This window comes from Nocardia sp. NPDC020380, assembly GCF_044386975.1.
Classification (GTDB): domain Bacteria; phylum Actinomycetota; class Actinomycetes; order Mycobacteriales; family Mycobacteriaceae; genus Nocardia.
Genome location: NZ_JBIRVQ010000027.1, coordinates 1 through 25512 on the forward strand (window position 1 = coordinate 1; position 25512 = coordinate 25512).

General features: G+C 64.4%; 27 protein-coding genes, 1 tRNA gene and 2 pseudogenes. 11 read left to right on the forward strand and 19 right to left on the reverse strand.

Features of this window, described 5'->3' with window-relative positions:
• The 4 genes and pseudogenes from ACH438_RS44005 to orn all read right to left on the reverse strand — a co-directional run.
• A pseudogene (locus ACH438_RS44005) lies at positions 1-270 on the reverse strand (hypothetical protein); the annotation flags it as partial.
• Positions 270-1178 carry a hypothetical protein gene (locus tag ACH438_RS44010; protein ID WP_397016849.1) on the reverse strand — a complete coding sequence of 303 codons (909 nt, stop codon included), beginning with the start codon at positions 1176-1178 and terminating at the stop codon, positions 270-272. The pseudogene ACH438_RS44005 and the gene ACH438_RS44010, both read right to left, overlap by 1 nt.
• Before the next feature lie 639 nt (positions 1179-1817).
• Positions 1818-1893: transfer RNA gene (locus ACH438_RS44015), tRNA-His, on the reverse strand.
• Positions 1894-1971: 78 nt separating this feature from the next.
• Positions 1972-2586, reverse strand: coding sequence for an oligoribonuclease (gene orn / locus ACH438_RS44020; protein ID WP_397016851.1), 615 nt, complete (start codon positions 2584-2586; stop codon positions 1972-1974).
• Between the two features lie 193 nt (positions 2587-2779).
• Between orn and ACH438_RS44025 the strand changes: the two genes are divergently transcribed.
• Positions 2780-4558 (forward strand): helicase HerA-like domain-containing protein, encoded by a 1779-nt coding sequence (locus ACH438_RS44025; protein WP_397016853.1) that lies wholly within the window; start codon positions 2780-2782, stop codon positions 4556-4558.
• A gap of 19 nt (positions 4559-4577) precedes the next feature.
• Here the strand turns inward: ACH438_RS44025 and lysA are convergent, their stop codons facing one another.
• The 6 genes from lysA to ACH438_RS44055 form a co-directional block, all read right to left on the reverse strand.
• A complete protein-coding gene (gene lysA, locus ACH438_RS44030; RefSeq protein ID WP_397016855.1) occupies positions 4578-5924 on the reverse strand; it encodes a diaminopimelate decarboxylase in 1347 nt (448 codons plus the stop codon).
• Between the two features lie 188 nt (positions 5925-6112).
• Positions 6113-6907, reverse strand: a complete 795-nt coding sequence (gene cmrA, locus ACH438_RS44035; protein ID WP_397016857.1) for a mycolate reductase — start codon at positions 6905-6907, stop codon at positions 6113-6115.
• An 84-nt stretch (positions 6908-6991) separates the two neighbouring features.
• Positions 6992-7411: a DUF4189 domain-containing protein gene (locus ACH438_RS44040; protein ID WP_397016859.1), complete on the reverse strand. Its 420-nt coding sequence runs from the start codon at positions 7409-7411 to the stop codon at positions 6992-6994.
• 148 nt (positions 7412-7559) lie between these two features.
• Complete coding sequence (locus ACH438_RS44045; RefSeq protein ID WP_397016861.1) at positions 7560-8159, reverse strand: VOC family protein; 600 nt, start codon at positions 8157-8159, stop codon at positions 7560-7562.
• A complete protein-coding gene (locus ACH438_RS44050; RefSeq protein WP_397016863.1) occupies positions 8159-10186 on the reverse strand; it encodes an FAD-dependent oxidoreductase in 2028 nt (675 codons plus the stop codon). Before ACH438_RS44050 ends, ACH438_RS44045 begins: the two co-directional genes overlap by 1 nt.
• Positions 10183-10737: a PadR family transcriptional regulator gene (locus ACH438_RS44055; protein ID WP_397016865.1), complete on the reverse strand. Its 555-nt coding sequence runs from the start codon at positions 10735-10737 to the stop codon at positions 10183-10185. The genes ACH438_RS44050 and ACH438_RS44055 overlap by 4 nt, the downstream gene beginning before the upstream one ends.
• A 135-nt stretch (positions 10738-10872) precedes the next feature.
• Between ACH438_RS44055 and ACH438_RS44060 the strand changes: the two genes are divergently transcribed.
• On the forward strand, positions 10873-11100 hold the full coding sequence (locus ACH438_RS44060) for an AbrB/MazE/SpoVT family DNA-binding domain-containing protein (RefSeq protein WP_397016867.1): 228 nt from the start codon (positions 10873-10875) through the stop codon (positions 11098-11100).
• 7 nt (positions 11101-11107) lie between these two features.
• Positions 11108-11542: a type II toxin-antitoxin system VapC family toxin gene (locus ACH438_RS44065; RefSeq protein WP_397016869.1), complete on the forward strand. Its 435-nt coding sequence runs from the start codon at positions 11108-11110 to the stop codon at positions 11540-11542.
• A 61-nt stretch (positions 11543-11603) separates the two neighbouring features.
• Here ACH438_RS44065 and ACH438_RS44070 read toward each other — a convergent pair whose 3' ends face one another.
• The gene (locus tag ACH438_RS44070; protein WP_397016871.1) at positions 11604-13040 is read right to left on the reverse strand and encodes an MFS transporter; all 1437 of its coding nucleotides are present in this window, start codon (positions 13038-13040) and stop codon (positions 11604-11606) included.
• Positions 13041-13151: 111 nt separating this feature from the next.
• Here ACH438_RS44070 and ACH438_RS44075 point away from each other — a divergent pair, with 111 nt between their 5' ends.
• Positions 13152-14081: a helix-turn-helix transcriptional regulator gene (locus tag ACH438_RS44075; RefSeq protein ID WP_397016873.1), complete on the forward strand. Its 930-nt coding sequence runs from the start codon at positions 13152-13154 to the stop codon at positions 14079-14081.
• 174 nt (positions 14082-14255) lie between these two features.
• Here the strand turns inward: ACH438_RS44075 and ACH438_RS44080 are convergent, their stop codons facing one another.
• Positions 14256-14462 carry a DUF397 domain-containing protein gene (locus ACH438_RS44080; protein ID WP_397016875.1) on the reverse strand — a complete coding sequence of 69 codons (207 nt, stop codon included), beginning with the start codon at positions 14460-14462 and terminating at the stop codon, positions 14256-14258.
• Entirely contained in the window at positions 14459-15337 is an 879-nt protein-coding gene (locus ACH438_RS44085; protein ID WP_397017031.1) for a helix-turn-helix domain-containing protein, read from the reverse strand. Before ACH438_RS44085 ends, ACH438_RS44080 begins: the two co-directional genes overlap by 4 nt.
• A 156-nt stretch (positions 15338-15493) precedes the next feature.
• Between ACH438_RS44085 and ACH438_RS44090 the strand changes: the two genes are divergently transcribed.
• The 4 genes from ACH438_RS44090 to ACH438_RS44105 all read left to right on the forward strand — a co-directional run bounded on the left by ACH438_RS44090 (position 15494) and on the right by ACH438_RS44105 (position 18112).
• A complete protein-coding gene (locus ACH438_RS44090) occupies positions 15494-15697 on the forward strand; it encodes a hypothetical protein (RefSeq protein WP_397016877.1) in 204 nt (67 codons plus the stop codon).
• Between the two features lie 77 nt (positions 15698-15774).
• Positions 15775-16074: a hypothetical protein gene (locus tag ACH438_RS44095; RefSeq protein ID WP_397016879.1), complete on the forward strand. Its 300-nt coding sequence runs from the start codon at positions 15775-15777 to the stop codon at positions 16072-16074.
• A gap of 365 nt (positions 16075-16439) precedes the next feature.
• On the forward strand, positions 16440-16799 hold the full coding sequence (locus ACH438_RS44100; protein ID WP_397016881.1) for a hypothetical protein: 360 nt from the start codon (positions 16440-16442) through the stop codon (positions 16797-16799).
• A gap of 1178 nt (positions 16800-17977) precedes the next feature.
• Positions 17978-18112, forward strand: a complete 135-nt coding sequence (locus tag ACH438_RS44105; protein WP_397016883.1) for a hypothetical protein — start codon at positions 17978-17980, stop codon at positions 18110-18112.
• 28 nt (positions 18113-18140) lie between these two features.
• On the opposite strand, the gene ACH438_RS44110 is transcribed toward ACH438_RS44105, so the two are convergent.
• The 6 genes and pseudogenes from ACH438_RS44110 to ACH438_RS44135 form a co-directional block, all read right to left on the reverse strand.
• Positions 18141-19363 (reverse strand): IS3 family transposase gene (locus ACH438_RS44110; protein ID WP_397016885.1). Its coding sequence is split into 2 segments (ribosomal slippage): positions 18141-19051 and positions 19051-19363, totalling 1224 coding nucleotides; the frame shifts between segments, so codons are not numbered across the junction.
• Between the two features lie 360 nt (positions 19364-19723).
• Entirely contained in the window at positions 19724-20191 is a 468-nt protein-coding gene (locus tag ACH438_RS44115) for a DUF6301 family protein (protein ID WP_397016887.1), read from the reverse strand.
• A 127-nt stretch (positions 20192-20318) separates the two neighbouring features.
• The gene (locus ACH438_RS44120; RefSeq protein ID WP_397016889.1) at positions 20319-20648 is read right to left on the reverse strand and encodes a hypothetical protein; all 330 of its coding nucleotides are present in this window, start codon (positions 20646-20648) and stop codon (positions 20319-20321) included.
• Positions 20615-23164 (reverse strand): hypothetical protein, encoded by a 2550-nt coding sequence (locus ACH438_RS44125; protein ID WP_397016891.1) that lies wholly within the window; start codon positions 23162-23164, stop codon positions 20615-20617. Before ACH438_RS44125 ends, ACH438_RS44120 begins: the two co-directional genes overlap by 34 nt.
• 1193 nt (positions 23165-24357) lie before the next feature.
• Positions 24358-24567, reverse strand: a pseudogene (locus tag ACH438_RS44130) (DUF1214 domain-containing protein); the annotation flags it as partial.
• 9 nt (positions 24568-24576) lie between these two features.
• Positions 24577-24714 (reverse strand): hypothetical protein, encoded by a 138-nt coding sequence (locus tag ACH438_RS44135; protein WP_397016893.1) that lies wholly within the window; start codon positions 24712-24714, stop codon positions 24577-24579.
• Positions 24715-24728: 14 nt separating this feature from the next.
• Here ACH438_RS44135 and ACH438_RS44140 point away from each other — a divergent pair, with 14 nt between their 5' ends.
• From ACH438_RS44140 to ACH438_RS44150, 3 genes are read left to right on the forward strand one after another with little or no spacing between them, the layout of a single operon-like run.
• On the forward strand, positions 24729-24890 hold the full coding sequence (locus ACH438_RS44140) for a hypothetical protein (protein WP_397016894.1): 162 nt from the start codon (positions 24729-24731) through the stop codon (positions 24888-24890).
• Between the two features lie 48 nt (positions 24891-24938).
• Positions 24939-25160, forward strand: coding sequence for a hypothetical protein (locus tag ACH438_RS44145; protein ID WP_397016896.1), 222 nt, complete (start codon positions 24939-24941; stop codon positions 25158-25160).
• 6 nt (positions 25161-25166) lie between these two features.
• Complete coding sequence (locus ACH438_RS44150; RefSeq protein WP_397016898.1) at positions 25167-25487, forward strand: type II toxin-antitoxin system PemK/MazF family toxin; 321 nt, start codon at positions 25167-25169, stop codon at positions 25485-25487.
• The last annotated feature ends 25 nt before the right edge of the window (positions 25488-25512 follow it).

The window sequence follows — 25512 nt, forward strand, 5'->3', positions numbered from 1 at the left end:
CATTCCGTCCGGTCGGATACCACTGTCCGCGCCAGTCGCGACCCTCGTGCCGACGGAAAAACACGACGAACGCACTACTTTGCCGCTAATCGCGCGGACCGAACCGGCCAGCGCTGGCGGGCCGAAGATCAACGGACTGAGCCGATCTGAGGCAGGGCGGCACGTCCTGCGCTGGCAGCCGAATGCGAAATCCCGGTCGTTGGACAGGTAGAGGCGTTCGGGAATGGTGTCGTCGGTATAGCCGTCGAGGCTGACTGCGACGGAGAGCACTACGTATGGTCGAGCCAACCTTCCGCCCTCCAAGCGGTGAAGGCGTCGCGGAACTCGGCGATGCCGGTTTGCTTGCTGTCGGGATCGATCATGCCCGACAGTTCGCGGACCTTGTTCAGGATGCGAGCCGACCTGGTACCGATGCCGATCTCGAGGGCGCATCGCCCCGCCGCGGCGGCTGGCTCGATCTCACCGGCGGCCATGTACGAGACCGCGGTGCGGGCGAGATAAACGCCCCTGTCTCGTGGGAATCCCGGCTGCATCCGAGACATCGCATCAGTGAATTGCCTTGTGGCTCGAGAGTGTGCGCCTGTCTCGGCGAATGTGTGCGCCTGGTAGGCGTCGATGTAGGAGTCGTCGAGGAACATGCCCCATTTCGGGTCATCGACGGCGATCGCCACGATCGCACGCGCGGCGTCATACGTGCGCGCGCTATCTGGTGAATCTCCGGCGAGTGCCAGCGCGTGAGCCCGGAATGTCAGTGCGGCGGCGGAGAACAGCGAGTCGTGTGGCGCGCTGCGGTGGGCGGCGTCGGCGAGTTCCTTGGCCTCGCCCGCATCGCCCTGGTCGCAGGCGAGCTGGCTCATGCGAACCAGCGACAATCCGATGTAGTAGTCGTCCGCGAGCTGGTGGGACCACTGCAGAGCCTTCGCGGCCCAGTGCTGCGCGTTCACGAAGTCGCGCTGGTCTTGATATTGCCACGCAGCGGTTTCGGCGAACATGGCCTGCATCCGGAGAAGCCCGCGAGCGTCGCCGACCTTGGCCCGCCTCAACTCACCGAGCAGGGCCAGGCTGTCGAGGACATGGGGCAAGGTCCGGGCCGCGCCGTAGAGGTTGTCCGATTCGATCAGCGACATCCGCATCGAGTCGAAATGCGCGACATGATCGAGTGAGGTATCGGTGAACATCGAGGCCAGTGCTCTACTGCCGGAGGTGCTTCGGCCGGTGGCGACTGTTGCTGTCGCTGCGGATCCGATGACCCCGGCGCCGATTCCGAGGACGAACCTGCGGCGTGACACGGCCACTAGCACCACCTCCCCTGTGAGGGTACGGGCCGATACGATCACGCAATCGTCCTCGTCGGCACCAGATCCGGGCTGCCCTTCGAGAGTCTGCGGTACGGCAGGTTCGACAGCGGCAGGGGCATTGCGGATCGCCCAGAACCGTTGTACCGCAGCAGTATCCGCAGCGCCGAGCTTCTGATCCAGGCGCTCGGCGTAGTCGGGTCTGAGCGTGATGTCCTCGAGTCGGTACCGAGTACGCGCACATCAATCTCCGGTCCTACCGAAAGCGGGTAGCGACGGCGACGGCCGAGGAGAAGGGGATCGACGCCGCGGGGCTGCAGCTCAATCATGTTCTGGGTTCGCGAGTGACCGCCGAGCATTACGTGGAGAAGCCGCGTGACGTCCCGGACAACCGCGACGTGCTCAACGCCTACGTCGCGTGAGGAGTTGGAAGAAGTGCGCTCAGAAGTTGGTGAGAAGTTGGAAAGACGTCAAATAAGCAAGAAGGCCCAGGCGAGAGAAAACTCTCTGGCCTGGGCCTTGTGGGGTGGCTGACGGGACTCGAACCCGCGACACCCAGGATCACAACCTGGTGCTCTACCAGCTGAACTACAGCCACCATTGCCGGTAACTTCCGGCGCGGTAGAGCTTAACGTGTATCGGCTGTGAGTGCCTAATCGGCTGGTTGGGGCGGGTTTTACGGGTGTTCGGCGGGGGTGGCGAGGTCGGCTGCTACGGCGGCTATCTCGGCGGTGGAGGGGCCGGGGGCGGGGACGAAGGCGGTGCGGCGGTAGTACTGGAGTTCGCGGATGGATTCTTTGATGTCGGCGAGGGCTCGGTGGGCGAGGCCCTTTTCGGGCTGGCCGAAGTAGATGCGGGGGTACCAGCGGCGGGCCAGTTCCTTGATGGAGCTGACATCGATCATGCGGTAGTGCAGGTGCGCGTCCAGGGTCGGCATGTCGCGGGCGATGAAACCGCGGTCGGTGGCGATGGAGTTGCCGGCCAGCGGCACGGTGCGCGGGGTGGGGACGTACTGCTTGATGTAGTCGAGGATCTGCTGTTCGGCCTCGGCGACGGTGATGGTGGAGCGGCGGACCTCGTCGGTGAGCCCGGAGCGGGCGTGCATATCGGTCACCACCGGCGGCATCGAAGCCAGCGCGGCGTCGTCGGCGTGGATCACGATGTCCACGCCCTCACCGAGAATATTGAGATCACTGTCGGTCACGAGGGCGGCCACCTCGATCAGCTTGTCGCTGTCGAGCCGCAGGCCGGTCATCTCGCAATCCATCCACACCACGTACTTGTCGCTCACCGTGGTCAGCGTAGACGCTCGGCCGCGTCGCACCGGCGCACCCGGCCGCGTCGGGCCTGCTTTCCGTAGCAACCGCGCAGTATCGTTGCCACATCCCCCGCGCAAACAGGGCGGTCGGCATGTTGGCAAGGCAGTTCGCAGAGCAAATCGTTCGCAGGCAGTCGCAGTTGGCAGAGCAGACGGAGGAAGCGCGATGACCACCCCGCAGGAGAAAGCAGCGGCGGCACGGAAGGCGGCGGAGGAGGCAGCGCGGATCGCCGCCGAGGCTGCGGCCGAAGCCGAAGCGGCCGAGAAGGAAGCCGCGGATCAGGAAGCGGCGGACAAGGCGCAGGCCGACGCCGCCGCGGCACAGCAGGATTCGGGCAGCGCCGCCGCGACCAAGACCGGCGCCAAGAGCGGCACGAAAGCCACTGCCGCGGAGAGTAATTCAGGCGACAAGGCCGAAGCGGCCGCCCAGGAGATCGCGGCCGGGTACGCCATGGAAGGACTGGCGCTGGAGCTGGGCACCGTCATCGTGGACGGCCAGGTGCATCCGGATGCGCGCGTGCGCATTCCGATGAAGACCATGAACCGGCACGGCCTGGTGGCCGGCGCGACCGGTACCGGTAAGACCAAGACCGTGCAGGGCATCGCCGAGCAACTCTCGGCCGCGGGCGTGCCCGTGGTGCTGGCCGATATCAAGGGCGACCTGTCGGGCCTGGCGCAGCCGGGCACCTCCAATGACAAACTGCTGGCCCGCGCCCAGGAGACCGGCGACCCGGACTGGAAACCGCAGGGCTACCCGTGCGAGTTCGTCTCCCTCGGCACCGAGGGCATCGGCATCCCGATCCGCGCCACCATCACCGCGTTCGGCCCGATCCTGCTCAGTAAGGCGCTGGGGCTCAACGAAACTCAGGAATCCACCCTCGGGCTGATCTTCCACTGGTCGGACCAGAACGGCTTCCCGCTGCTGGACCTGAAGGACCTGCGTGCCGTCATCCAATTCCTCACCAGCCCGGAGGGTAAGGAAGATCTCAAGGGCATCGGCGGCGTGTCCGCGACCACCGCGGGCGTGATCCTGCGCGCACTGGTCAATCTGGAGGCCGACGGCGGCGACACCTTCTTCGGTGAGCCGGAACTGGATCCGGCCGATCTCATGCGCACCGCGGGCGGGCAGGGCGTCATCACGCTGTTCGAGCTGGGCGCGCAGGCCTCGCGGCCGCAGATGTTCTCCACCTTCCTCATGTGGGTGCTGGCGGATCTCTTCCAGACCCTGCCCGAGGTCGGCGATATGGACAAACCCAAGCTGGTCTTCATCTTCGACGAGGCGCACCTGCTGTTCAACGGCGCGTCCAAGGCGTTCCTGAACCAGGTCGAGCAGACGGTGAAACTGATCCGCTCCAAGGGCGTCGGCGTGTTCTTCTGCACCCAGTTGCCCACGGACATACCGAATCAGGTGCTCTCCCAGCTGGGTGCGCGCGTGCAGCACGCCTTGCGCGCGTTCACGCCGGAGGATCAGGCGGCGCTGTCCAAGACGGTCCGCACCTACCCGAAGACGGCCACCTACGATCTCGAAAAGGCCTTGACCTCACTGGGTATCGGTGAGGCCATCGTCACGGTGCTGTCGGAGAAGGGTGCGCCCACCCCGGTGGCGTGGGCGCGCATGCAGCCGCCGCGCTCGCTCATGGACACCATCGGGGATGACGGAATCCGGGCTCGCGCACAGCAATCCACGCTGTACGGCAAGTACGGGACCACCGTCGACCGGGATTCGGCCTACGAGATCCTGAACGAGAAGCTGGCGGCGGCCGCCGATCAGCAGGCCGCGGAGGCCCCGGCGAAGCCCACGCGTGCGGCCAAGGCCGCCCCGGTGGACGAGTCGGTGGCCGAGAAGATCGTGAACAATCCGGCGTTCAAGAACTTCCTGCGGTCGGCCGCCACCGTGGCCGGGCGCGAGATCGGCCGCAGCCTCTTCGGCACCCGGAAACGGTAGCGACTCCGACCGATAGGGCTCAGTGCCCGATATCCCGGCACATGAGGTCGTCGATGGTTTCGCGGCGGACCAGTTCACGGCACTGGCCGTCGCGGACCGCGACGATCGGCGGGCGGCCGACGCCGTTGTAGGACGACGCCAGACTGTGGTGATAAGCGCCGGTGCAGGGCATGGCCAGCACCTCACCGGGCCGCAGATCCACCGGCAGCCGCACATCGTGGGCCAGGATGTCACCGGCCTCGCAGTAGCGTCCCGCGATGGTGGCCGTCATGTGCGGGCCGGACGGATGCCGGTTCGCCACCACCGCGTCGTAGCGGGCGCCGTAGAGCGCCACCCGCGGGTTGTCGCACATGCCGCCGTCGACCGTCACGTAGGTGTGCCCGCCCTCGACATGCTTGACCGACAGCACCCGGTACAGGGTGACGCCGGCCCGCGCCACGATCGCGCGGCCGGGCTCCAGGGCGATACGCGGGCGCGGGAAGCCGTGCCGCTGGCAGGCCGCGTCGAGCGAATCCTCCACGATGTCGGACAGTTCCGGCAGATTCATTTCCGCGTCGCCGCTGCGGTACGCGACCGCATGCCCGCCGCCGAGATCCAGATCGGTCAGCGTGACGCCGAATTCGTCACGGATGCGGGCCATCTCACCGATCATGCGGCGCACGGCCTCGCCGTAGGGGAAGGTGTCGTAGATCTGCGAGCCGATATGGCAGTGCAGGCCGACGAGTTCCAGATTCGGTTGCCGCACAATACGATCCACCGCCTCCTTGACCGCGGTGCTGCCGATCGGGAAGCCGAACTTCTGATCGGTGACGCCGGTGCGGACGGCGGGATGCCCGTGCACGTCGATATCGGGAGTGACGCGCAATAGGACGCGCTGCGGGCGTTCCGCCAGCGCGGACAGCAGGGTGATCTCGGTGAGCGAGTCGACCACGATGCGGCCGACCCCGGCATTGATCGCCTTCTCCAGCTCACCGAACGGTTTGCCGTTGCCGTGCAGCACGATCTTCGCGGGATCCACCCCGGAAGCGAGTGCCACGGCGAGTTCGCCGGCCGAGCACACGTCGAGCGAGAGGCCCTCGGCGGCGATCCATTCGGCCACGGCGCGGGTCAGCAGTGCCTTGCCCGCATAGATGATCTCCGCCTCCGGGAACCACTTCTGGTAGGCCTGACAGCGGCTGCGCACCTCGCCTTCGTCCAGCACATAGGTGGGTGTGCCGTACTGGTCGGCTATATCCGCGAGGGCCACGCCGCCGACGGTGATTCGCCCGTCGGCGTCGTAGTGGGTTTCACGCGGCCAGACCGTCGAGTCGAGGCGGGGAACGATGCCCCCCTCGCGCAACGACGGGAATATCTCGAGCAGCGTCAAGGTGTGTCTCCCTGTGGGCGTCCCCGCTTTCTTTTATGCGGGGTCTATTCAGGAGTACGCCCGTACGGGTAGCCGGTACACCTGTGGCTACGCGGCCTTGACGAGGGGGCCGAAGATCCTTACGCGTTATTGATCAGCCGACCGACTCAGGGAGTGAAAGGGGCGGGGCTAAGCCCCCGAAAACCCCTTTAGCTGCCCAGTTTCTTGTAAGCCGCCCCGGCGACGACGGAGGTGATCGAGCGCGGACCGAACTGTCCGGCGATGCTCATACCCTTGCTGATCAGGCCCGGAACCACGCGCATCTTGTTGCGGGCGAGCGCGTCGATGGTGATTTTGGCGGTGTGAGCGGCGGTGACCCAGATGAACTCCGGGATCTTGTTGCCCATCTCCTCCTGGTCCGGGTTGTCCGTGCGGACCGGGCCGGGGGCCAGCAGGGTGACATTGACGCCGGTGCCCTTGAGTTCGCCGCGCAGCGACTCGGAAAAGGTGTTGGTGAACGCCTTGCTGGCGGCGTAGGTGGTGTTGTTCGGGATCGGCATATTGCCCGCCGCCGAACCGGTGATCAGGATGCCGCCGGAGCGACGCTCCAGCATGCCGGGCAGCACGGCCAGCGAAAGATCGTGCACCGCAACGGCATTCAGTTCCATGATGGCCCGCTCGTACTCGAGATCGAGCTTGGCCAGCGGACCGAAGGTGGCCACGCCGGCATTGTTGCAGAGGATGGCGATATCGCGGGCGGCCAGTTCCTTGGCCAGCGGCGCGCGCTGTTCGCGGTCCGACAGGTCGACCGCGCGCACTTCGGCGGTGATGCCGTACCGGTCGGTCAGCCGCTGCGCCAGTTCGGTGAGGAGATCGCCGCGGCGGGCGACCAGGATCAGCGAGTAGCCGCGCGAGGCGAGTTCCTCGGCGAGAGCGGTTCCGATGCCCGAGGAGGCTCCGGTGACGACGGCACGATTATCGGCTGTGGGTGCAGGCAGGCTCACGATTGCTGAGCCTACCCACTACCGGCCCGCGGCAGGGCGGAGCGTCCCCGACGCACGCTCCGACCGCACCGGCTCAGCGAATGGTTAGCCGGTGCACTGCGAGTCGAGGATGACGGCGCTGCTGGGATCGGCGCTGCCCAGGCTCACCAGCAGCGGGTTCGGGTCCGGGCCGGTGGCCGCGATGGCATTGCGCTCGGCCTCGGCCAGGCTGTTGCCCAGCGCCCAGTACATGTGGCCGTCGCGGTCGGCGATGGCGGCGCAGCCATTGGACCAGCGCACCTGGACGGTGCATTCCGGATGGCCGCACTCCTGCATGGCGCGGTTGTCGGCGCCACCCTGGTCCGGGAAGTTCCAGCCGGTGCCGACCAGAATGGAGTCGCCGTCGATGACCAGGGCCATCGAGCCGTACAGGTCCTCGGCGTGCGCGGTGCCCATACCGGCGGCGAGCAACGCGGCGGCCGCCGTGCCGAACACGCCGGCGGCGGCCTTACGAGACAGGTTCATAGAGAATTTCTCCCCCAGTTCGAAAAAGTAAATGCCCCAAGATCATTGCAGGGAGATACGACAAAAACTTCAGTCGGGGGTGGCCGGGGAGTGCGCTGTATCGGTCATCGAATCGGTCACTCCCCGTCCGGGTTCGGTTCGGGGGCCGTCAGTTCCGGGGTTTGGGCTCCATGAAGGCGATTCCCCAGCCGACATGCCCGTGCCAGACGCTGGCGATTCGCCCGCCCTGCACCGCCGGCTTGGGATCGCCGATCGGTCCGCCGGCCGCGCGCACCGCCGCCACCGTGGCATCCAGGTCGGGGCTCATGAACGCGACGCCCGAAAGCGCCGGTGGCCGTGCTCCGGCGCCCACGGTCTCGATGAACGCCTCACCGACCCGATAGAACGCCATCTCGGGGCCCTCCGGGCCGCGCGGGAAGAACCGCCGGCGCGGCGGAATGCCCAGCACGGCGGAAAGATTCGTGACAGCGGTGTCGAGGTCGGGAACCCAGTACACGACGTGGTCGACGAACGAGACGGCATTCGAGTGCTTGCCGTCGAGCTCGGATCCAGGCGCGCCGGAATCCGATTCGAGGTACGGCACGCCCAATTCGGCCGGAGCGGCGTGGATTTCGTCGAAGCCCCAGGCGGCCGCACCGACGACGCACTCGACGTGGCCGATGCGGAAGCGCCCGCCGGTGACGGTGAAACCCAGTGCCGCCCAGGCCTGCTCGTCTCCGGGCAGGCCCAGGCGGGTGAGGTTCGGCATTACAGGGACGCCGCCAGCCGGGTGCCCTGGTTGATGGCGCGCTTGGCGTCGAGCTCGGCGGCCAGGTCCGCGCCGCCGATGAGGTGCACGGTCACGCCCGCGGTCTGCAGCGGTTCGTGCAGATCGCGCACCGATTCCTGACCGGCGCACAGGATCACGTTGTCGCATTCGACGACGGTGGGGCGCTGCCGCTTCTCGCCGAAGCTGATGTGCAGGCCCTTGTCGTCGATGCGCTCGTAGTTGACGCCACCGATCTGCTCCACGCCCTTGGCCTTCACGGCGGCCCGGTGCACCCAGCCGGACGTCTTGCCCAGATCCTTACCGAAAGAGGACGACTTGCGCTGCAGTAGTACGACTTCCCGGGCGGCGGGGGAGGTCTTGGGGGTGGTGACGAAGCCGGGGACGTTCGGATCGTCGGAGACGCCCCACTCTTCCTTCCACTCGTCCAGCTTGAGGCTGGGATGGCCTTCCACGGTGAGGAATTCGCTCACGTCGAAGCCGATGCCGCCCGCGCCGATGACCGCGACCTTCTTGCCGACCGGCTTGCTCTCGCGTACCAGTTCGGCGTAGGTGAGGACCTTCGGGTGATCGATGCCCGGGATGTTCGGGATGCGCGGCTTCACGCCGGTGGCGAGAATGACCTCGTCGTAGCCGCCGTCGATGAGCTGTTGCGCGGTGGCCTTCGTCTCGAGATGCACACGCACGCCGGTGATTTCGAGCTGGCGGCGGTAGTAGCGGATGGTCTCGCTGAACTCTTCCTTGCCCGGGATGCGGCGCGCGATGTCGAACTGGCCACCGATCTTGTCATCGGCCTCGAACAGATCCACGTGATGCCCGCGCTGGGCCAGGCTGACCGCCGCCGAGAGTCCGGCCGGGCCCGCGCCCACCACCGCGAACTTGCGGGTGCGGCGGGTCGGCAGCAGCTTCAGTTCGGTCTCGTGGCCCGCGCGCGGATTCAGCAGGCAGGAAACGGTTTTCGCCTGGAAGGCGTGGTCCAGGCAGGCCTGGTTGCAGGCGATGCAGGTATTGATCTCGTCGGTGCGGGCTTCCTGCGCCTTGCGCGCCCAGTCCGGATCGGCGAGCAGCGGACGCGCCAGCGACACCAGATCGGAGTCGCCGCGGGTGAGGATCTCCTCGGCGGTCTCCGGCATATTGATGCGGTTGGAGGCGCACACCGGAATGTCCACCAGGTCCTTGACCTTCGCGGTCCACTCCACGAACGCGGCGCGCGGCACCGAGGTGACGATGGTGGGCACCCGGGCCTCGTGCCAGCCGATATCGGTATTGATGATGGTGGCGCCGGCCGCCTCCACATCCTTTGCGACGGCGGCGATCTCGTCCCAGGTCTGGCCCTTCTCCACGAAATCGGCCATGGAGAGCCGGAATACGATGATGAAGTCCGGGCCTACCGCCTTGCGCACGCGGCGCACGATCTCGCTCGCGATGCGGCGGCGGTTCTCCGGCGAGCCGCCCCACTTGTCCTTGCGCTTGTTGGTGCGCTCGGCGAGGAACTGGTTGATGAAATAGCCTTCACCACCCATGATCTCGACGCCGTCGTACCCGGCGAACTTGGCCAGGGCCGCGCAGTTCGCGTAGTCGTCGATGGTCGACTCGACGCCCTTGTTCGACAGGGCGCGCGGCTTGAACGGGTTGATCGGGGCCTTGATCGCGGAGGCGGACACGCTGGTCGGCATGTACGAGTAGCGGCCCGCGTGCAGGATCTGCAGCGCGATCTTGCCGCCCTCGGCGTGCACCGCCTTGGTGATGGCGCGGTGCCGGTAGGCCTCGCTCTTGTTGGTCAGCTTGGCGCCGAAGGGCAGCAGCCAGCCGGTGCGGTTGGGGGCGTAACCGCCGGTGATGATGAGACCCACACCGCCGCGGGCCCTTTCGGCGAAGTAGGCGGCCAGCCGGTTGATGTGCCAGGCCCGGTCCTCGAGACCGGTGTGCATGGAACCCATCACCACCCGATTGCGCAGGGTGGTGAAGCCGAGGTCCAGGGGTTCGAACAGGTGCGGGTACGCGCTCATTGCGCAGTGCCTTTCGTGTCGCCCCGGAGGGCATCGAGTACTTCGTCGCACCAGCCGACGAAACCCTCCTCCACGCGGATTCCGCCGCGCAGCACGAGGAACTGGTGCAGCCTCGGCCCGGAGAGCTGTTCCGGGGCCGAGAAGTCCTTCTTCTCGAAGTCGAGATAGAGGTCGAGGCGGGCCGCGTGTTCATCGCGATGCCGCTGTACCTCGATGCACAGCGCCGGGATATCGGCGAGCGAGGCGGCGCGGAGTTTCACGCCGAGCTCGTTGCGCATGGGGGCGATATCGATGGGTTCGGCGATCCAGCGGGTGAGTTCGGCGCGGCCCGCATCGGAGACGGTGTAGACCTTCTTGTCCGGCCGGCCCTCTTGCGCGATGGCTTCACCCGACACCCAGCCCTGTTCTTCCATACGCTTGAGCACGCGGTAGATCTGCTGATGCGTGGCGTTCCAGAAGAAGCCGATGGATTTGTCGAACCGGCGGGCGAGGTCATAGCCCGAACTGGCGCGTTCGGTGAGCGATACCAGCAACGCGTGTTCGAGGGCCATGCGGCCAGATTACTGGGACAAGCCGTACTATGCAATTCAGTGCATATGGTGGTGAGATCGCCGATCTGTGTGCTTCCTGCGGCTCGGCGCGTAGTATTACGTATCTGACGTAATACGTGAGAGGCGAGGGATTCGATGCGACTCAACAGCAAAGGGCAGGTCACCATTCCTGCCGACCTTCGCAGGAAGTACGCGCTGGAGGAAGGTGACGAGATCGAAGTGGTCGAGGTCGGCACCACGCTCCAGATCGTGCGCCGTGAGGGTTCGGAACGGCGAGGAAAGCGCCTCACCGGGCATATGCGTGGGCGTGCTACCACGTCGATGAGCACCGATGAATTGATGGAACTGTTCCGTGGCGAGTAGCGGATTCTTGCGAGCGATTCCGGATAACGCTGTGACGCTTGTGGATTCGTGCGTCCTGCTCGACATCCTCACCGATGATCCTAAATGGGCGGAGTGGTCGGACGATGCGCTGGCCACCGCGCGGGATCTCGGCCCCACGGTCATCAACCCGATTATCTTTGCCGAGGTGGCCGGCGGATTCGACACCATAGAGGAACTCGATGCGGCCCTGCCCGAATCGGACCTACTGCGTGAGGATCTGCCGTATGCCGCCGGCTTCGTGGCAAGCAAGGCCTTCGTCGCGTATCGCCGCCGGGGCGGTGAAAGGAGAAGTCCGCTACCGGATTTCTACATCGGCGCCCATGCGGCAGTGGCAGGTTATCGGCTCCTGACCCGTGATGCGGCGCGCTTCCGCACCTACTTTCCGCACCTCGAACTGGTCGTGCCCGACGACTCGGTGTGAACAAGGGACTTCGCGAGCGACGGATGAGCCGCTCTTGTAAGCGGCCCATCAGCAATGACTTCTACCGTGCTGCCCGGCCCGCCAGCGCGGCCGCCACCAGGACCGTCACCCCCTCGGCGATGGCCGTCAAGCTCACCGCGTGCGCTGCGGACAGCGGCGTAGTTCCGGCCAGACTGAGGAACACGGAGCCGAAACTGGCGATGCCGACAACCATGCCCAGTTGCACATTGGTGACCAGGATGCCGCTGGCATCCGCGGCCAGCTCGAGCGGAACCTTGCTGGTGGCGCGGGCCATGAGCGGGCTGAAGGCGAGCCCGAACCCGATGCCCATGATCCCGAACACCGTCAGTTCGAGCACGCCCATGCCGCGGCCGTCGCGTAGCAGCAGACCCATCACCACCATGGTCGCGGCGCCCAGGGCGAGGCCGCTGGGAATCATCGCGCGATGGAAGCGGGCGGGGATGCGGGCCCAGTTCATGCTGGCGATGCCGAAGGTCAGGCCGTTGGGCAGGCAGATCAGGCCGGCGTGCAGGGCGCTGTAGTGCAGCGTGGTCTGCAGGTGGATGGCAATCACGAACATCCAGCCACTGATGGTGGCCATCACCAGCAGCAGCGTGGCCGCGGTCAGGACCAGCTCCGGCGCGCGCAGCGCCCGGTCCGCGAACAACGGTTCGCCGCCGGTCCGATGCACCCGGCGTTCGACCAGAGCGAACCCGATGAATCCGGCCACGGCCAGCCCCAACGCGATTCGCGTCCACAGCGGCCAATCCTGTTCGTGCCCCAGTACCAGTGGCAATACCAGCGCCAGCACCGATGCGGTGAGCACCCCGAGTCCCGCCAGATCCAGCTTTCGATCGATACGCACGGTAGGCGAGGGCAGCACCTTGGGTGCAACGATCAGCAGCGCGAGCCCGATCGGCACATTCACCAGAAACACTCCCCGCCAGCCACTTCCGGCGATATTCGCGTTCACGATGACGCCACCCGTGATCTGCCCGATCACCATCCCCCCGGAGATGACCGCGCCATAGGCCGAAAGCGCCCGCGCCCGTGCCGCTCCGGTGAATGTCCGCTGAATCAGCGTCATGACTTGCGGCATCATCACCGCCGCCCCCACGCCCTGCAGGAATCGGAACACGATGAGCGCCTCCGAATTCCAGGCCAGCCCGCACGCCAGCGATGCGATCGAGAACGCCCCCAGCCCGGTCACGAATACGTTCCTCTGCCCAAATCGATCCCCCAGCCGTGCTCCGGTTACCAGCAGTACCGCATACGCGATCACATACCCGGAGACGATGAGCTGCAGCGCAGACCCCGTGGCATGCAACGACATTCGAATATTGGGAATGGCGACATTGACGATGGACGCATCCAGAATCGCCATGAACTGTCCGAGCAACAGCACGGCCAGCACGGCACGCGGCCGCCGCGTGGCAATGGAGACGGCGGGCGCCGGAGCCACCGCCGATGAAGATTGGTTCAGGCTCTGTGTGGTCATGCGGACCAGCCTGTCCCGGTACTTATCCCGGTAACAGGAGCGTGCTTATACGGGTAGTGGCACCACCTGGATAAGTGATACGCGCCCGGGGAGGATGGGGCGGTGGGATGTGTGGATTACGAAGTGGCCCCGGATGAGCAGGCCGATCAGCGTGCGTTGAGCAAGGCGCGGCGGCAGGAGCTGGCGACCTTCCTCAAATCGCGTCGCGCCCGCATCCTGCCCGCCGATGTCGGCTTGCCCGTCGGGTTGCGGCGGCGGACGCCGGGCCTGCGGCGCGAGGAGGTGGCGCAGCTCGCGGGCGTTGGCGTCACCTGGTACACGTGGCTGGAGCAGGGCCGGGACATCAAAGTGAGTGTGCAGGTGCTGAACGCGATTTCGCGCACCCTGGCGCTGGACGGCGCCGAGCATGCGTATCTGTATCGGCTGGCCGATGTGCCGGCCATCCCGTCTCCGGCAGGCGATGAGCCAGTGCTCGAAGAGCTGCAGGTGATCCTGGACCACATGCATCCGCTGCCGGCCGCATTGCTCAGCGCCCGCTACGACCTGCTCGCGCACAATGACGCCTACGCGGTGCTGTGCCCGGGATTCGTGTCGGGAGAACGCAATGTGCTGCGCAAGGTCTTCCTGACCGCCGACTGCTGCAATCCCTATATCTCGCAACCGGAGCACCTGGCCCGGATGGTCGGCTACTTGCGTGCGGCCTACGCGAGATTCCTGCAGGATCCGGAGTGGACGACCTTCATCGACGATCTCTGCGCGGAGAGCCCGATGTTCTCCACCCTGTGGAAGCGCAATGATGTCGCGTTACCCAGCGTGCGGACGCGCATGATCCGGCATCTGGCGGTGGGTGAGCTGGAGATGGTCATGACGGCCATGTCATTGCCTGCGATCGCCGGCGCCTGGATGCAGATCTGGACGCCGGCCGATGAAAAGGGCTGGGCGCAACTGCATGCGCTGCTCGCCATGACCGAGGAGGAGCGCCGCCGGCCGTGGCTCGAGCATTTCGAGCGCGACCACGCACATCCGATGCCTGCGTACTGATCGGCCCGGGTGTTTCGCTGTGCCGCGCCGCCCGCGGTCGCTGGTCATGTGCTGCATGTGTACCGGGTCCGGAGACACGAGGAATCCGAATTCCGAACGCTGCCAACCCTGTTGAATGAAACGGAGAGCCCGAACGCTGCGCCCGAACTCCCCGCTATCGTATCGTTGTGGAACCTATGGGCGGTTGAACTCGCCCTCTTGTATCCCGGCGGTGAAGGCATCCCACTCGCCGGGGGGGAACACCAATGCAGGGCCCGTCGGGTTCTTGGAGTCACGCACCCCGATGTGACCGCCTGTGAGCCAAGCAATTTCGACACAATCGTTCTGGGCGCCGCTATGCGATGACTTGAACCAATGTGCGCCGGTGAGGTCAATGGTCACTGTTCGTATCTCCTTGATATCTTCCTGATTCGATCTCTGGATTCCTGCTCCCCCAGTGAAGCGTTACGGAGGATGTCATGCAGTGCGCGTACGCGTTTCACGTCATTTTCGTCTTCGAATACCATCGAACCTATTGCTGCCTCTGTATAAACGACAGACGGCTCGGTGTCCGGGAAGTCGAGGATGTTGTGAGGCGGTATGACCGTTCCGGTAGGAAGCCCGGCCGTGAATGGAAGAATGCGAACGGTCACGTTATCGCGAGTGCTCAGGTCAGCTATGTGTCGCAGTTGGGCGCGCATTATCTGGGAAGACCCGACGAGCGTGTAAAGAACATTCTCGTGTAGCAGGAACTCGGCGCAGACCGGCATGTGCGGACGGGTAAGTATTCTCGCCCGCTGCATTCTGAGGTTCACGCGCGTTTCGATGTCACCTGTAGCGCTGTCCGACGGGTGGAGCCGTTCCAATGTTCGGGAATACTTGGAAGTTTGAAGCAATCCATGAATAACGATTGGCTGGTAGAACCAGAACTCGGTCGCAAATGATTCCAACTCCAGATAGGTGCCGAATCCGGGGGCGATCAAATGCCGGTAGTCCTGATACCAGACAGTGGAGCTATTAGCTTGACCGACAAGTGATTTCAGGTAACACGTTCGCTCATCTGGCAGGAGGTAATACCTGCACAGGTAGTCGACCTCCATGTCTCGAACCTTCTCGTATTGCCCTAACTCGATGCGACTCAGCGTAGGTCGGCTGATGCTGGTTGCCGTCGCTACCTGGTCGAGTGTCAAGCCGCGAGCCTGGCGTGCGTCGCGGAGTGCCCGCCCCAGTTGTCGGCGCGGAAGGGTCGTACCCGTCAGGTCTGCCTTTCTCGGCATTGTGTGCCCCCTGTTTCTCAACCGGCGCACCTGCTGTTTCTCACCCGGAGAACCAGCGTAGGTGACGCTCAGGAATCGTGCTGGGCGTTCAAGCCTCTTCACTGAACCTCTCAGCTCGAGACTCCATGGCCCTGTGATGCAGGCCACCGTATCGTCATGCGGCAGCAGGGTGGAAGTCTCTCGGAGATCCGGGAGCAGCCGGACCAGGGGATAACCAGGCGCGCACGGCTGTTCGAGTTCCTAGCCGGGGTGCTCGAGCCGGCGAGCTACGGCGACGACGAGGACACCGACTATGCCGGGTTCGTTCTCCGATGCCACCTGACGATCGCACCCGAATACGACGACGAGCGAGGGTGGTAATGCGTTACAAACCAACATGTTTGGGCTATCTGTGCACCGATGTTTCCGGGATCGGTCAGCTGTGGGACGAATCGCAGGTGCGCGAGTTGGCGGCCAGGCTCGGCTATGACCTGGCCGAAATCGTGGTCTATGACCGTGTCAGTGTCCGGCCGCCGTTGGCCCGACTGAAAGCTCAGGCGACTCGCTTGGATGCGGAAGCGGTGATCGTTCCCGGCCTGGCGCATCTCGTGGACAGTCAGATACCGGTGTCGCTGGTGCGGCAACTGGATGTGATCACGGTGCACCCGGAGGCGACCTACTCGCGCAGCGCCTCACCGGTGTTGCCGATCCTGCCGCCAGTCGCCGCTCGGGATGACCGGCGCGGGACATTCGATTGATGGGAGCTAGGGAATGTTCGGTCTTGAAACACTTTCGTCATTATCTGGACTGCCCTGGCTTTCGCGGGGTGGTGCGCCCAGCTGGAGCGCATCGCTGAGAGGGACACGCCTTACCGGCTCGCCTCTGTTGATGGCCGCAGGCGCATCGAAGTCTCCCGGCCAGCCGCTGGAATGCATGGCCGACATCGCCCTATCCGTCGATATCGAAGGGCGTGGCCGGTGAAAGACAGTCAGTTGCAAGGGAACTCATGAGTTCGAGTCACAAGCGGCAAAGATCGGAGCGCGGGGCCGGAGGCCGCGATATCTGGATCGCAGACAGCCTCGAGGACCGATCCTGCAACGCCGAGGGAAGGAGGGCGACTGTGATGGACCTGCCGGAGTCGCGCATCGAGCGGCTCGAAGACTGCGACGTTCGCGACACTGACATCGAGATGGATCCGGCAGAGGCTCTCGAAGCCATTATCTGGCATCGGGATTGCGATCCGGTCGAGTGCGAACGAGTGATGCTGGCATCGAAGCTGATTCCGGTCGATCCCGGCGAGGATCACGACCTCGCCCGGGTGATCTCGATCGGACCGAAACTGACGGGGCGTGCCCTGGCCGAACGTCGCGAGAGGGCGAAGGTCGTCGAGCTACTGAACCGGAAGAAGCGTGGTGTGACCAGCAATGGATCGATTCCGGACGTTGCTGGGGCAGTTTGGCGGTCTACCAGTCGGGAGTATTGATGGAGCCACGTTCGCCGTACTCATCGTCGAACTCTTCGTCCAGTTTGTGCTGTCGTTCAACGCGTTCGGGTTCCAGGTCGCACAGCACCGGACAGCAGCGGCTTCGGCTACGCCGAGTAAACCCCGCTACGCAGCATGCCCAGGGCAGTGCACGCCTCCTCCGGCACGGTGCGGTGCAACAACAGCCAACTGGAACTGAACCCCACCGTGATACTCCTTGCATCCCAACAACAAACGCAGGTTATCGCGCTCCACCGACACATCCGACATCCTGAACCGGCCTCGGATCATCAACGGCTGAACGACCTCCCCCGCGGCGCGGTGGCAGGTTCGGTCAGCGCGGTCCGCAGTGACAGGACGTTGGCCTGAAATGCCGCTCCAGCCAGGGCCGTTGCATCAGCAGCGGGGCAATGTGACTACCTCGGCTTGACTCGTCGACCCTCCGGCCATACGCATCTCGAAAAACCGCGGACCACAATCGATTGGCCACGAAAACTGAACGTTGCCCAGTAGCGGTAGCGACCGCTCGAGACGTCGGTACTGTCGTCTATGTCAGGCCCATTATTCTGCAGACCGGTATTCCGGTGCCGACCCAGAGCGTTGAGATATCTTGTCGCGACATCCGTGTCGACGTCCGACGCGCGATACTCCACAATGGCCTGAGCCTGCCCGGTCGGGCGCGCGTCGAAGCCTTTCGTGCAGCTGCGGGGATCGGCGACGAATGTGGTGCGGTCGAATCGAATAGGCTGTGTGGACCCGGTCTCCGCGTCAGCAGCTGTGATCGCGTCGAGGACAGAGGCATCCAGACCATTGAGTGCTTCCGCTGCTGTCATCGTGTGCCAGTAGGACAACTGTAGCGGCTGTCGCATCCTCCAGAAGCCGGCCGAGGCATAGGTCCTCACCAACCAAACCAGGTAAGCGATAGTTCCCGGACGAGGTGCATGCCGGCCACCGTCTTCCCCCGAATCGACTCGGCCGCAGTGAGGTGCTGTGCACGCCATGGCATTTCGACTATCAGACGCAATGAGCGTAGCCTCTGGCAGAGGCCGGGGACATAGTGGCTGGTTCGAACTGCCCGCCACGCGGCATTGCAGGGCTCACCGTCGGGGCCGGACCACGCTGAGCCCGAAGGCTCGGTTGTCCTATCCTGAACACCCAAGTTGCAGATGGGAATTCGAATGGGCGACGAGGTGGATGGTGCCGCAACGTTGATTGCCATCGCCGAGCTGTGGAGTCCGGAGGATCCGTCGGCCGCATGGATGGTCCGAGCCATCATCGATGCGTATATCGCCGAGGACGACGACGGGCCTTGACCCCGGAAGTTGGACACGGGGTTTGTGATTATGCGGCTCGGGCCATGTTATCGGTTGCGTGGACGGATTCGTAGTCGGCGGGGCTGAGGTAGTGGCAGTATGAATGCCGTCGTCGGGTGTTGTAGCGGGTGACCCACCGGAACACCGCCAGCCGTGCCGCTCGGGCCGATTCCCACCGGGCCGCGCCCTGTAACGTTTCGCGTTTCAGGCTGGCGTTGAACGATTCGGCGAGGGCATTGTCGGCGCTCGTGCCCGCCGCGCCCATCGACTGCGTGACACCGAGTTTCGTGCACAATGCCGCGAAAGCCTTTGAGGTGTACTGGCTTCCGTGATCGGAGTGGAAGATCGCGCCGGTGAGGCTGCCGCGGGTGCGCGCGGCCGCGGCCAGGGCGTCCTCGACGAGTTCGGTGCGCATGTGATCGGCGATCGACCACCCGACCAGGCGGCGGGAGAAGCAGTCGATCACCGTTGCCAAGTACAAGAACTCGCCGTCCCCGCACGGCAGATACGTGATATCGCCGACGTATTTGGTGTTCGGCGTAGGCGCGGTGAAGTCACGGCGGAGCAAGTCCGCCGACGGGGTGTCGGCGGGTTCAGGCACGGTGGTGCGGTGGCGGCGTCGCAGCCGGAAACCTTGAATGTTGTTCTCCTGCATGACTCTTGCGATCCGTTTGTGGTTGATCCGCTCGTCGGTGGGTAGGCCGTCGTTGATCTCGGCGGTGATCCGTGGCCGCCCGCAGGTGTTGTCCTCGTCGTGGACCGCGCGGATCCTCGCGGCTAGTTCCGCGTCGGCGCCGGCGCGGGCTGCTCGTTTGTCGGCGGCACCGATCCATGCGTAGTACGACGAGCGGGCGATATCGATGACCTGGCACAACCGCTTCACCGGGTAGGTGTCGGAGTGGTCGGCGACGAACTGGAAGCGGTTCACCAGTTCGTCTCCCCGGCGAAATATTTGGCCGCCGACCGCAGGATGTCTCGCTCGGTCTCGAGCTTGGTCTTCTCCGCCCGCAGCTTCGCGACCTCGGCGCGCAGCCGTGCGGCTTCCTGCTCGGGCGTCTCACCGGGACCCGGCGACGCCACCGCGGTGGTGCCTGGCCTGCGGATCGGGATCCCTGCCTTTTTCAGCCACGCGGTCAGGGAGCCGTGTGAGATGCCGAGATCGGTGGCGATCCCGGCCACGGTCGCGCCGTCGGTGTCGCGGTAGAGCGCGACCGCGTTGCGGCGGAACTCGTCGTTGTAGTTCTTGGACATCGGGTAGATCTTCTCGCTTTCCCTGGTCTGAGACCAAGATCAAGCGTGTCCACTACCCGGGGTCAAGGCCCGACGCACTACGCCGGGTACTCGAGGACGAGGATGGCATCGGCGAGCGATACCGCTACGCTGCATGACCAACGGCTCAGTTGGGCGTTGCCGGGGATGTGGCATGACAAGACGTGCTTATTACAACCTCACTCGCACAATCACCGAACCCGAATTCGACAACGAGTTCCACCGCTTCCACGCATCGGTGCATTGCCACCAGCAACGAAACACTCGCCGCCGACAGTTGCTACGAAAGGGGCGGCATCGGGTACACGCTCGGTAAGGATGCAGAGTGCCTCATTCGACCGGTTAGGGCTCGTCCAGCCATGCTTGATACTCCGGACTTTTCAGTCTGATCAACGCAAAATCGCCAAGCTCAACAGCCTCTACGATTAATTTTGACGTATGCCATTGAACTTTCGCATCGGGCGCGGGGAACATGGATGTGGGCTCGCCCAAAAATGCCGACAAGGTTGTCGATACATCCAATAGAATCTCTAAGGCTTGTTCGTGAGACTCTGCGAACGGGCTGCCCTGGCTATTACTGTTCGTGATTGGAAATGTGATGTATTCGACTTTATGACTCCGTGTGTAGGCGCTGGAATCTGGGCGTTGGATCTGCAGGTTGGTTCGAATCTCGAATGTGCCTTCGTCGTTCGATAGGATTTCCCATCCTGCGGTTTCGCAGAATCGGGGGATGTCGTCGGGGTTCCAGGTCCAGTCGAATTCGGCGGCGAGGCGCACGATGCGGGTGGCACCGTCGATATCGGCATGCATGAAGGGATCGTACTTTCTGTTCGAGGATGGACACAGAGTGTGTGCCAGTTCGGAGCCCGGCCCTGCACCGGGTGGTCGAGGGTGTCGGGGTGGAGGAGGCTTGCCCGCGACCCCGACCCGGTGGGATCTATCTCAGGAGGGCGCCGCCGTAGCCCAGTACGCGCGCGTTTTCGCCAGTGGTAGCTGGTGTCCGTGTGGGCCGGGTGGCGATGTTGACCGTCAGTGACTGATCGGTGGTCCTGGCCCGTCGGTTCAGGAACTGGATCGGCGACAGGCCGAGCACGGGAGCCGCGGCCTGATGCCGGCTCAGTGTGGTGAGGTCTTTGAACCAGGGCGCGCTGGTGGCGAGCAGGCTCGCCCACATCGGCGCACCGAAACCGGCAGCGGGGGCGGGGTCCGCGATGGGGTCCGCAGACGGCGTAGCTACCGTCGCGGCGGGGGCCGTGGTTGGATCCACCGTAGGGTGTGCGAGATTGAATCGTTGCCCCGGCCGGGTTCGAACGGGGTTACGGTGATCGTGTTCGCGCCGGGTTTGGTTTCCACGAGCACGTATTCGAAGTCCGTATCGCCGGCGAGCAGGCTATCGGCGAGTTCGGGGTCATGGGCTCGCAACGCGGCCAATGCCTTGGAGTCTTTGCGCAGGAACTCGTTGCGGCCGTAGGCTGCTGAGCCTTGCTGGGCGTTCAACCCATCTACATCCCGGGTACCTAGCTGGGGGTAGCCGCCGCCTTTCTCCTCGATGAGGACAACACGTTTTGTTCCATCGGGCATCGTGCGGATCGCCACTCGATCCGGATTGAGTGGCCCCTTCCCCTCGTAGATCGTCTTCAAATTCTCCACCTGGGTATAGAAATCGCCACCCAACTGGCCGCGCTCCTCCGACCGATCGGTAATCGCACCCTTGATCGCAGTCAGATCCTTGGCAAGGTTCTGAAGTTTGTTGACTTGGGTGCCGCTGTAACTGCCCGAGTTTTTCAACTTGGCAATCGTATCGTCGAGTTTTGTTTTCGATAGGTCGTCGATAGTGACTTTTCTGGGGTTTCCGTCTTCGCCTTTAATTGTCATCCTGTCGATGATCGGGTTTATTCCTTTTTCTATATTTTTGCGAGTGGCTATGTCGGTGTTCTGTTGTGCATCGATGCCGGCACGCTTATCGCGGAAGGATTCGGGGAACGGGCTCATCGAGGTCGGGTCGCCACGGTATTCGGGCGCGTCGATAATGCTAGATTTCTTTTTCGCGGCCCACTCCGGCATCGAGGTGTTCGTCGGCCTCAGCGGGTTCCCGTCCGCGTCGGTTCTCTTCGAGTCGTACCAGCGGGTGGTGCCGTTCTTGTCGACGATCGGTCTGACACCCGGCCGCAGGTCGTGCGGGTTGCCGTCGCGGTCGATGGCATGCCACATACCATCGGCGTCTTGGGTGTAGGTGACCAGCCTGGGGACGTCGGGATCGGCGTCTCCGCTGTCGCGTGCTGCGGATCCTGTGGGTGAGGGCTCCCGTGCTTCGGGTTGGTCGACGAGTGGGTTGGCGGCGGGATCTGCAGCGGCGGCTCCGCTTCCGCGGATACCGTCGGCGATGCGTTGGCGGATGGAGTCGGGGTCGTCGGGTTTGCCTTTGGCTGCGCCGGCGTTGTTGCCGGTCCGGTCGATGGTGGGGTAGTGGTCGGGTTCGATGCTGTCGGCCAAGCCGCTGCGAATCCGGTTGGCGGCCTGCCCGGCTGCGGTGACCACGGTGTCGGCGGTGGCGGAGTCGAGGATCCCGGCCTTGGCCGCGCGCGCGGCAGCCCCGGCGACGCCCCCGAGTCCGTCGGTGACGGCACCGGTCACGGCACCGCCGGCGAGGTTGCCCACGAGGGTGCCGATTCCGCTTTCGATGTCACCGTGTCGGAAGTCGTTCCAGTCGGTGAACCCTTTGGCCATGTCGGCGGCGTTCTGGTAGGGCTGATACGGGCCCGACATGCCCGGCAGGTGACCGCCGTTGGCTCTCGCGAGCAGGTCCGCGAGACCGGAGGTGACCGGTGCGACCGCCAGGATCGATTCCGTGGCGACTCCGAGGTCCTTCCAGGACTGCCCCATCTGGTTGAGGCCATTGATTCCGGCCAGCGCGGGAATCGAGTCGACGTTATCGCCGAAGGCCTTCTCGAACGCGCTGACGATGCGGTCATCGGAGGGCAGGTTGACGTGCAGGAGTGGTTCGAGCCGGTTGGGGTAGTGCGGGTCGGCGGCCATGGGCTGGTTCATGTACTGCGCCGCGATGGCCGGGTCGATGGCGATACCAGCGGTGTTGAGTCGCGCGACCGCGTCGTTGGTTTGCGCGGTGACGTAGGCGTCTGCTTGTTTCCAGGTAGGGCGAGGGTTGCCGTTCGGGATACCGTCCGCGACCAGCTGCTGGATCAGTTTCTCCCGGTCGGGTGGGTCGTAACTGGGCGGGGTCGCCGCACCGGGAACCAGGCACAACTCCGGAGTCGCCCATTGGGCGAACACTTGATCGCGGTGCTGGGCGTTGACGTCGTAGAAATACGGTTTCAACCGGTCCAAGGCTTGCTGGCGTTGCTTGTCCTGATACGGGGTCAACGGACCGGTCAATCCGCTGGTATAGAGGTCATCGGCCGCCTGGACCCCGGTGTAGCCAGGACCGGTCCGGACAACATCGGTGTCTTTGCCCGGGACGGTAAGCCCGCCGATGTAGTGGTGGTCCAGGCGCTGCGTCGCGGCGTTATACGCGTTGTAGTCGCGGGGGCCTTGAACTGTCGGATGCAGATAGTTCGACACTGTGGCCAGGTCCGCGTCACGTTGTGCGGCGGTGTAGTCGGTACCGGTCCCGAACAGTGGTGCGGCGTCGGTGAATGCCCGCCCGTCATGGCCACCACCACCGAGTCCCGATCCGGGCGCCGTGCCCGCGGTGGACGGCGACGAGGTGGACGGCGGCGAGGCCGAATCATCGGCGCGTTGCTGGGCCGGGACATAGATCGTCACGGGAGTCTTGTCACCGGTGATCCCGGTGTAGGTATGGGGTCCGTCGGGGGCCGCGGGTACCAGGCCGACCGGTGTGTCCGTCGGCGGTGTGGGCGGGGCCGGTGGAGTCGGCGGGGGTGCGACGCGAGGCTTGCCTTGACTCTCGGCGATCGACGGGCCTTGCACGGGTGCGGGTGTGGTGGGAGCGGGACCACCACCGTCGACTTCGGGGCGAAGCATTCTTACCTGGTTTTCTGTGCAGCGGCCACCCGCGGACACAGAGACGGTCCGAGAATGGCGTGGGGCGGAAATAGAAAGTGCCGCACCCGATTCGATGTGAATCGTGCACGGCACAAGGGGGGACTCTCGACGCGAGAGAGCTTGGTAAACACCGGATTTCCCGGCGAGCACTAGCCGTCAGTGGTATCCGGCTGGCGATGTTGGACAGCCTCGGTCACGCTGCTTTCGCAGCGACCGGTCACACCGGTGTTTCGCAGGTCGCGGTGCCGTGAAGAAAGCCTCTCCCAAGACAGGAGCGGGCTGGAGCCGGATACGCAAGGCGCAGTTCTGGATTCGGGATGAACCGAGCATCGCACACGATCGACGTGCGAGCGGGACAGACACGGACAGGCATCGACACAGACGTTGGGCGAGGCCTGCTTCTTTCCTGCAGTGAGACACTGTGTGCAGGGCGTGCGTGCGGGACAGGATACTCAGGCACACGCAGGATCTACCTGCTCTTGATGTGCTCGATCAACGCTCGTGTGGACCAGAGATCATTGGCCTCAACGTGCGACCCGATGGTTTACGCCGCCGGGCAGCCTATCAACACGACCATGGAAAACCGGCGAAAAGTAGCCAACAGTGCAGGTAAAACATACTTTCCGGCATCGCCGAATCGATACATGTCGAGAGTAAATCGGGACGGTGCCTGACGCCTCTATATCCGGCTGAGCGGTTTCAACGACGGATTCGAATATCGCGATCGGCGGGTGTAGGCGCACAGATGTGTTGCCGCCAAGATCATCACTTAAGACTGGAGACTGCGTCAAGCCCGATGCGGTGCGCGACCCACATCAACATGTGTTCGGCCGGCCTCGGATTGCCACGGCCACTTGATCTTCCGACGTGACGCGCCGGCCGGTTCGGCCAGCGCACCACACGGCAGTAGCGGTGTTTGAATCGCCACTGCGGCTGCTGGTCGTCGGCTAGCGGGAGTAGGCGTTGTAGGGGTTGGCTTGGAAGTAGCCGTGGGTGTTGTAGAGGCTGATCGACCAGAACCCTTTCACAGGAACGTCTTTCACGTGCAGGGTGTAGTTGGCGCTGCCGTCGTTCACGGGCGGGTACACGTTCAGGTAAATCGCGTCCTTCTCGGGATTGTCGCCCCACGCCGAGGCCGCGCCGATGAGGTGGCGGACGGGGTCCACCTCGTTCTACGTCATGTTCGGCATCCGGTTGGTGTGAATGACGGTCTGAGCGTCGATCGGCAGGAAGTCGCGGTTGTGCTTGAACTTGCCGAACCCGCCCTTGCCGAACACTTCGGCGAAGGTTGGGTCGGTTTCGGCGCGCACGAACTTTGTCCGCGGTGACCGTGATCGGCTGGTTCAACGGGTACTGCGGGGCCTTGGTGGTCGAGGTGGATGTCGAGCTGTTGTTGGAGTTGTGGGGTGGCGTCGGTGACGGTGCGACTGGTAGCGGCGTGCACGGTCTCGGTGGTGCTTCTACCACTGGAGCGGAACGAGCGTGACTCTCCATCCCTACCTGCTGTAACACGTTTTGTGTTACGCTGGGTTGCGTGGCCGTTTTGAATGTTCGCACCGATGAAGCGATGGAAACGGCGATCGAGGCTCTAGCCGCCCGCCATGGCAATCGAACCGAGGTGGTTCGGTATGCCTTGTTGAAGGCGTACAAGGATGAGTTGCTGCGGCAGGCCGAGGCGGATGCGGAACGGCTTGCTGCTGACAAAGATGATCAGGCCGAGATGCTTGCGATTCAGCGGTACATGGGAGTGGTGTGAGGTTGCATGATCTTTCGTGGCGCCATCTATGAGATCAAGGCGGCCCCGGGTGTGAAAGGTCATGAGCAGCAGGGGAAACGGCTGTGCGTGATCATCCAATCGGACCGGTTCGCGTCCAGCACGATGATCGTCGCTCTCACCTCGGCATCCGCGGGACCGGCGATCTACCGGCCCGAGATCGATGTGGACGGTACGAAAACCCGCATCCTCTGCGATCGGATCTACACCGTCTACCCCTCCCGGCTGGGTGAATTCAAGGGCTCTCTGGAAGGTGATGCGTCGGCGGCTCTGGACCGCGCCCTCATGTTGAAACTCGGCTTGCTGTAGATGACTGCCCTTGGACAGTCCGGCC

What these genes read in the sequence shown, in the direction of transcription:
- ACH438_RS44105 (WP_397016883.1), top strand. Translation starts at nt 17,978, where the DNA reads ATGGGCGACGAGGTGGATGGTGCCGCAACGTTGATTGCCATCGCCGAG.
- ACH438_RS44050 (WP_397016863.1), bottom strand. Translation starts at nt 10,186, where the DNA reads ATGAGCGCGTACCCGCACCTGTTCGAACCCCTGGACCTCGGCTTCACC.
- ACH438_RS44010 (WP_397016849.1), bottom strand. Translation starts at nt 1,178, where the DNA reads ATGTTCACCGATACCTCACTCGATCATGTCGCGCATTTCGACTCGATG.
- ACH438_RS44045 (WP_397016861.1), bottom strand. Translation starts at nt 8,159, where the DNA reads ATGCCGAACCTCACCCGCCTGGGCCTGCCCGGAGACGAGCAGGCCTGG.
- ACH438_RS44100 (WP_397016881.1), top strand. Translation starts at nt 16,440, where the DNA reads ATGGACCTGCCGGAGTCGCGCATCGAGCGGCTCGAAGACTGCGACGTT.
- ACH438_RS44070 (WP_397016871.1), bottom strand. Translation starts at nt 13,040, where the DNA reads ATGACCACACAGAGCCTGAACCAATCTTCATCGGCGGTGGCTCCGGCG.
- ACH438_RS44040 (WP_397016859.1), bottom strand. Translation starts at nt 7,411, where the DNA reads ATGAACCTGTCTCGTAAGGCCGCCGCCGGCGTGTTCGGCACGGCGGCC.
- ACH438_RS44115 (WP_397016887.1), bottom strand. Translation starts at nt 20,191, where the DNA reads ATGCATGCCGATATCGACGGTGCCACCCGCATCGTGCGCCTCGCCGCC.
- ACH438_RS44085 (WP_397017031.1), bottom strand. Translation starts at nt 15,337, where the DNA reads ATGCCGAGAAAGGCAGACCTGACGGGTACGACCCTTCCGCGCCGACAA.
- ACH438_RS44055 (WP_397016865.1), bottom strand. Translation starts at nt 10,737, where the DNA reads ATGGCCCTCGAACACGCGTTGCTGGTATCGCTCACCGAACGCGCCAGT.
- ACH438_RS44025 (WP_397016853.1), top strand. Translation starts at nt 2,780, where the DNA reads ATGACCACCCCGCAGGAGAAAGCAGCGGCGGCACGGAAGGCGGCGGAG.
- ACH438_RS44060 (WP_397016867.1), top strand. Translation starts at nt 10,873, where the DNA reads ATGCGACTCAACAGCAAAGGGCAGGTCACCATTCCTGCCGACCTTCGC.
- ACH438_RS44150 (WP_397016898.1), top strand. Translation starts at nt 25,167, where the DNA reads ATGATCTTTCGTGGCGCCATCTATGAGATCAAGGCGGCCCCGGGTGTG.
- ACH438_RS44090 (WP_397016877.1), top strand. Translation starts at nt 15,494, where the DNA reads ATGCGGCAGCAGGGTGGAAGTCTCTCGGAGATCCGGGAGCAGCCGGAC.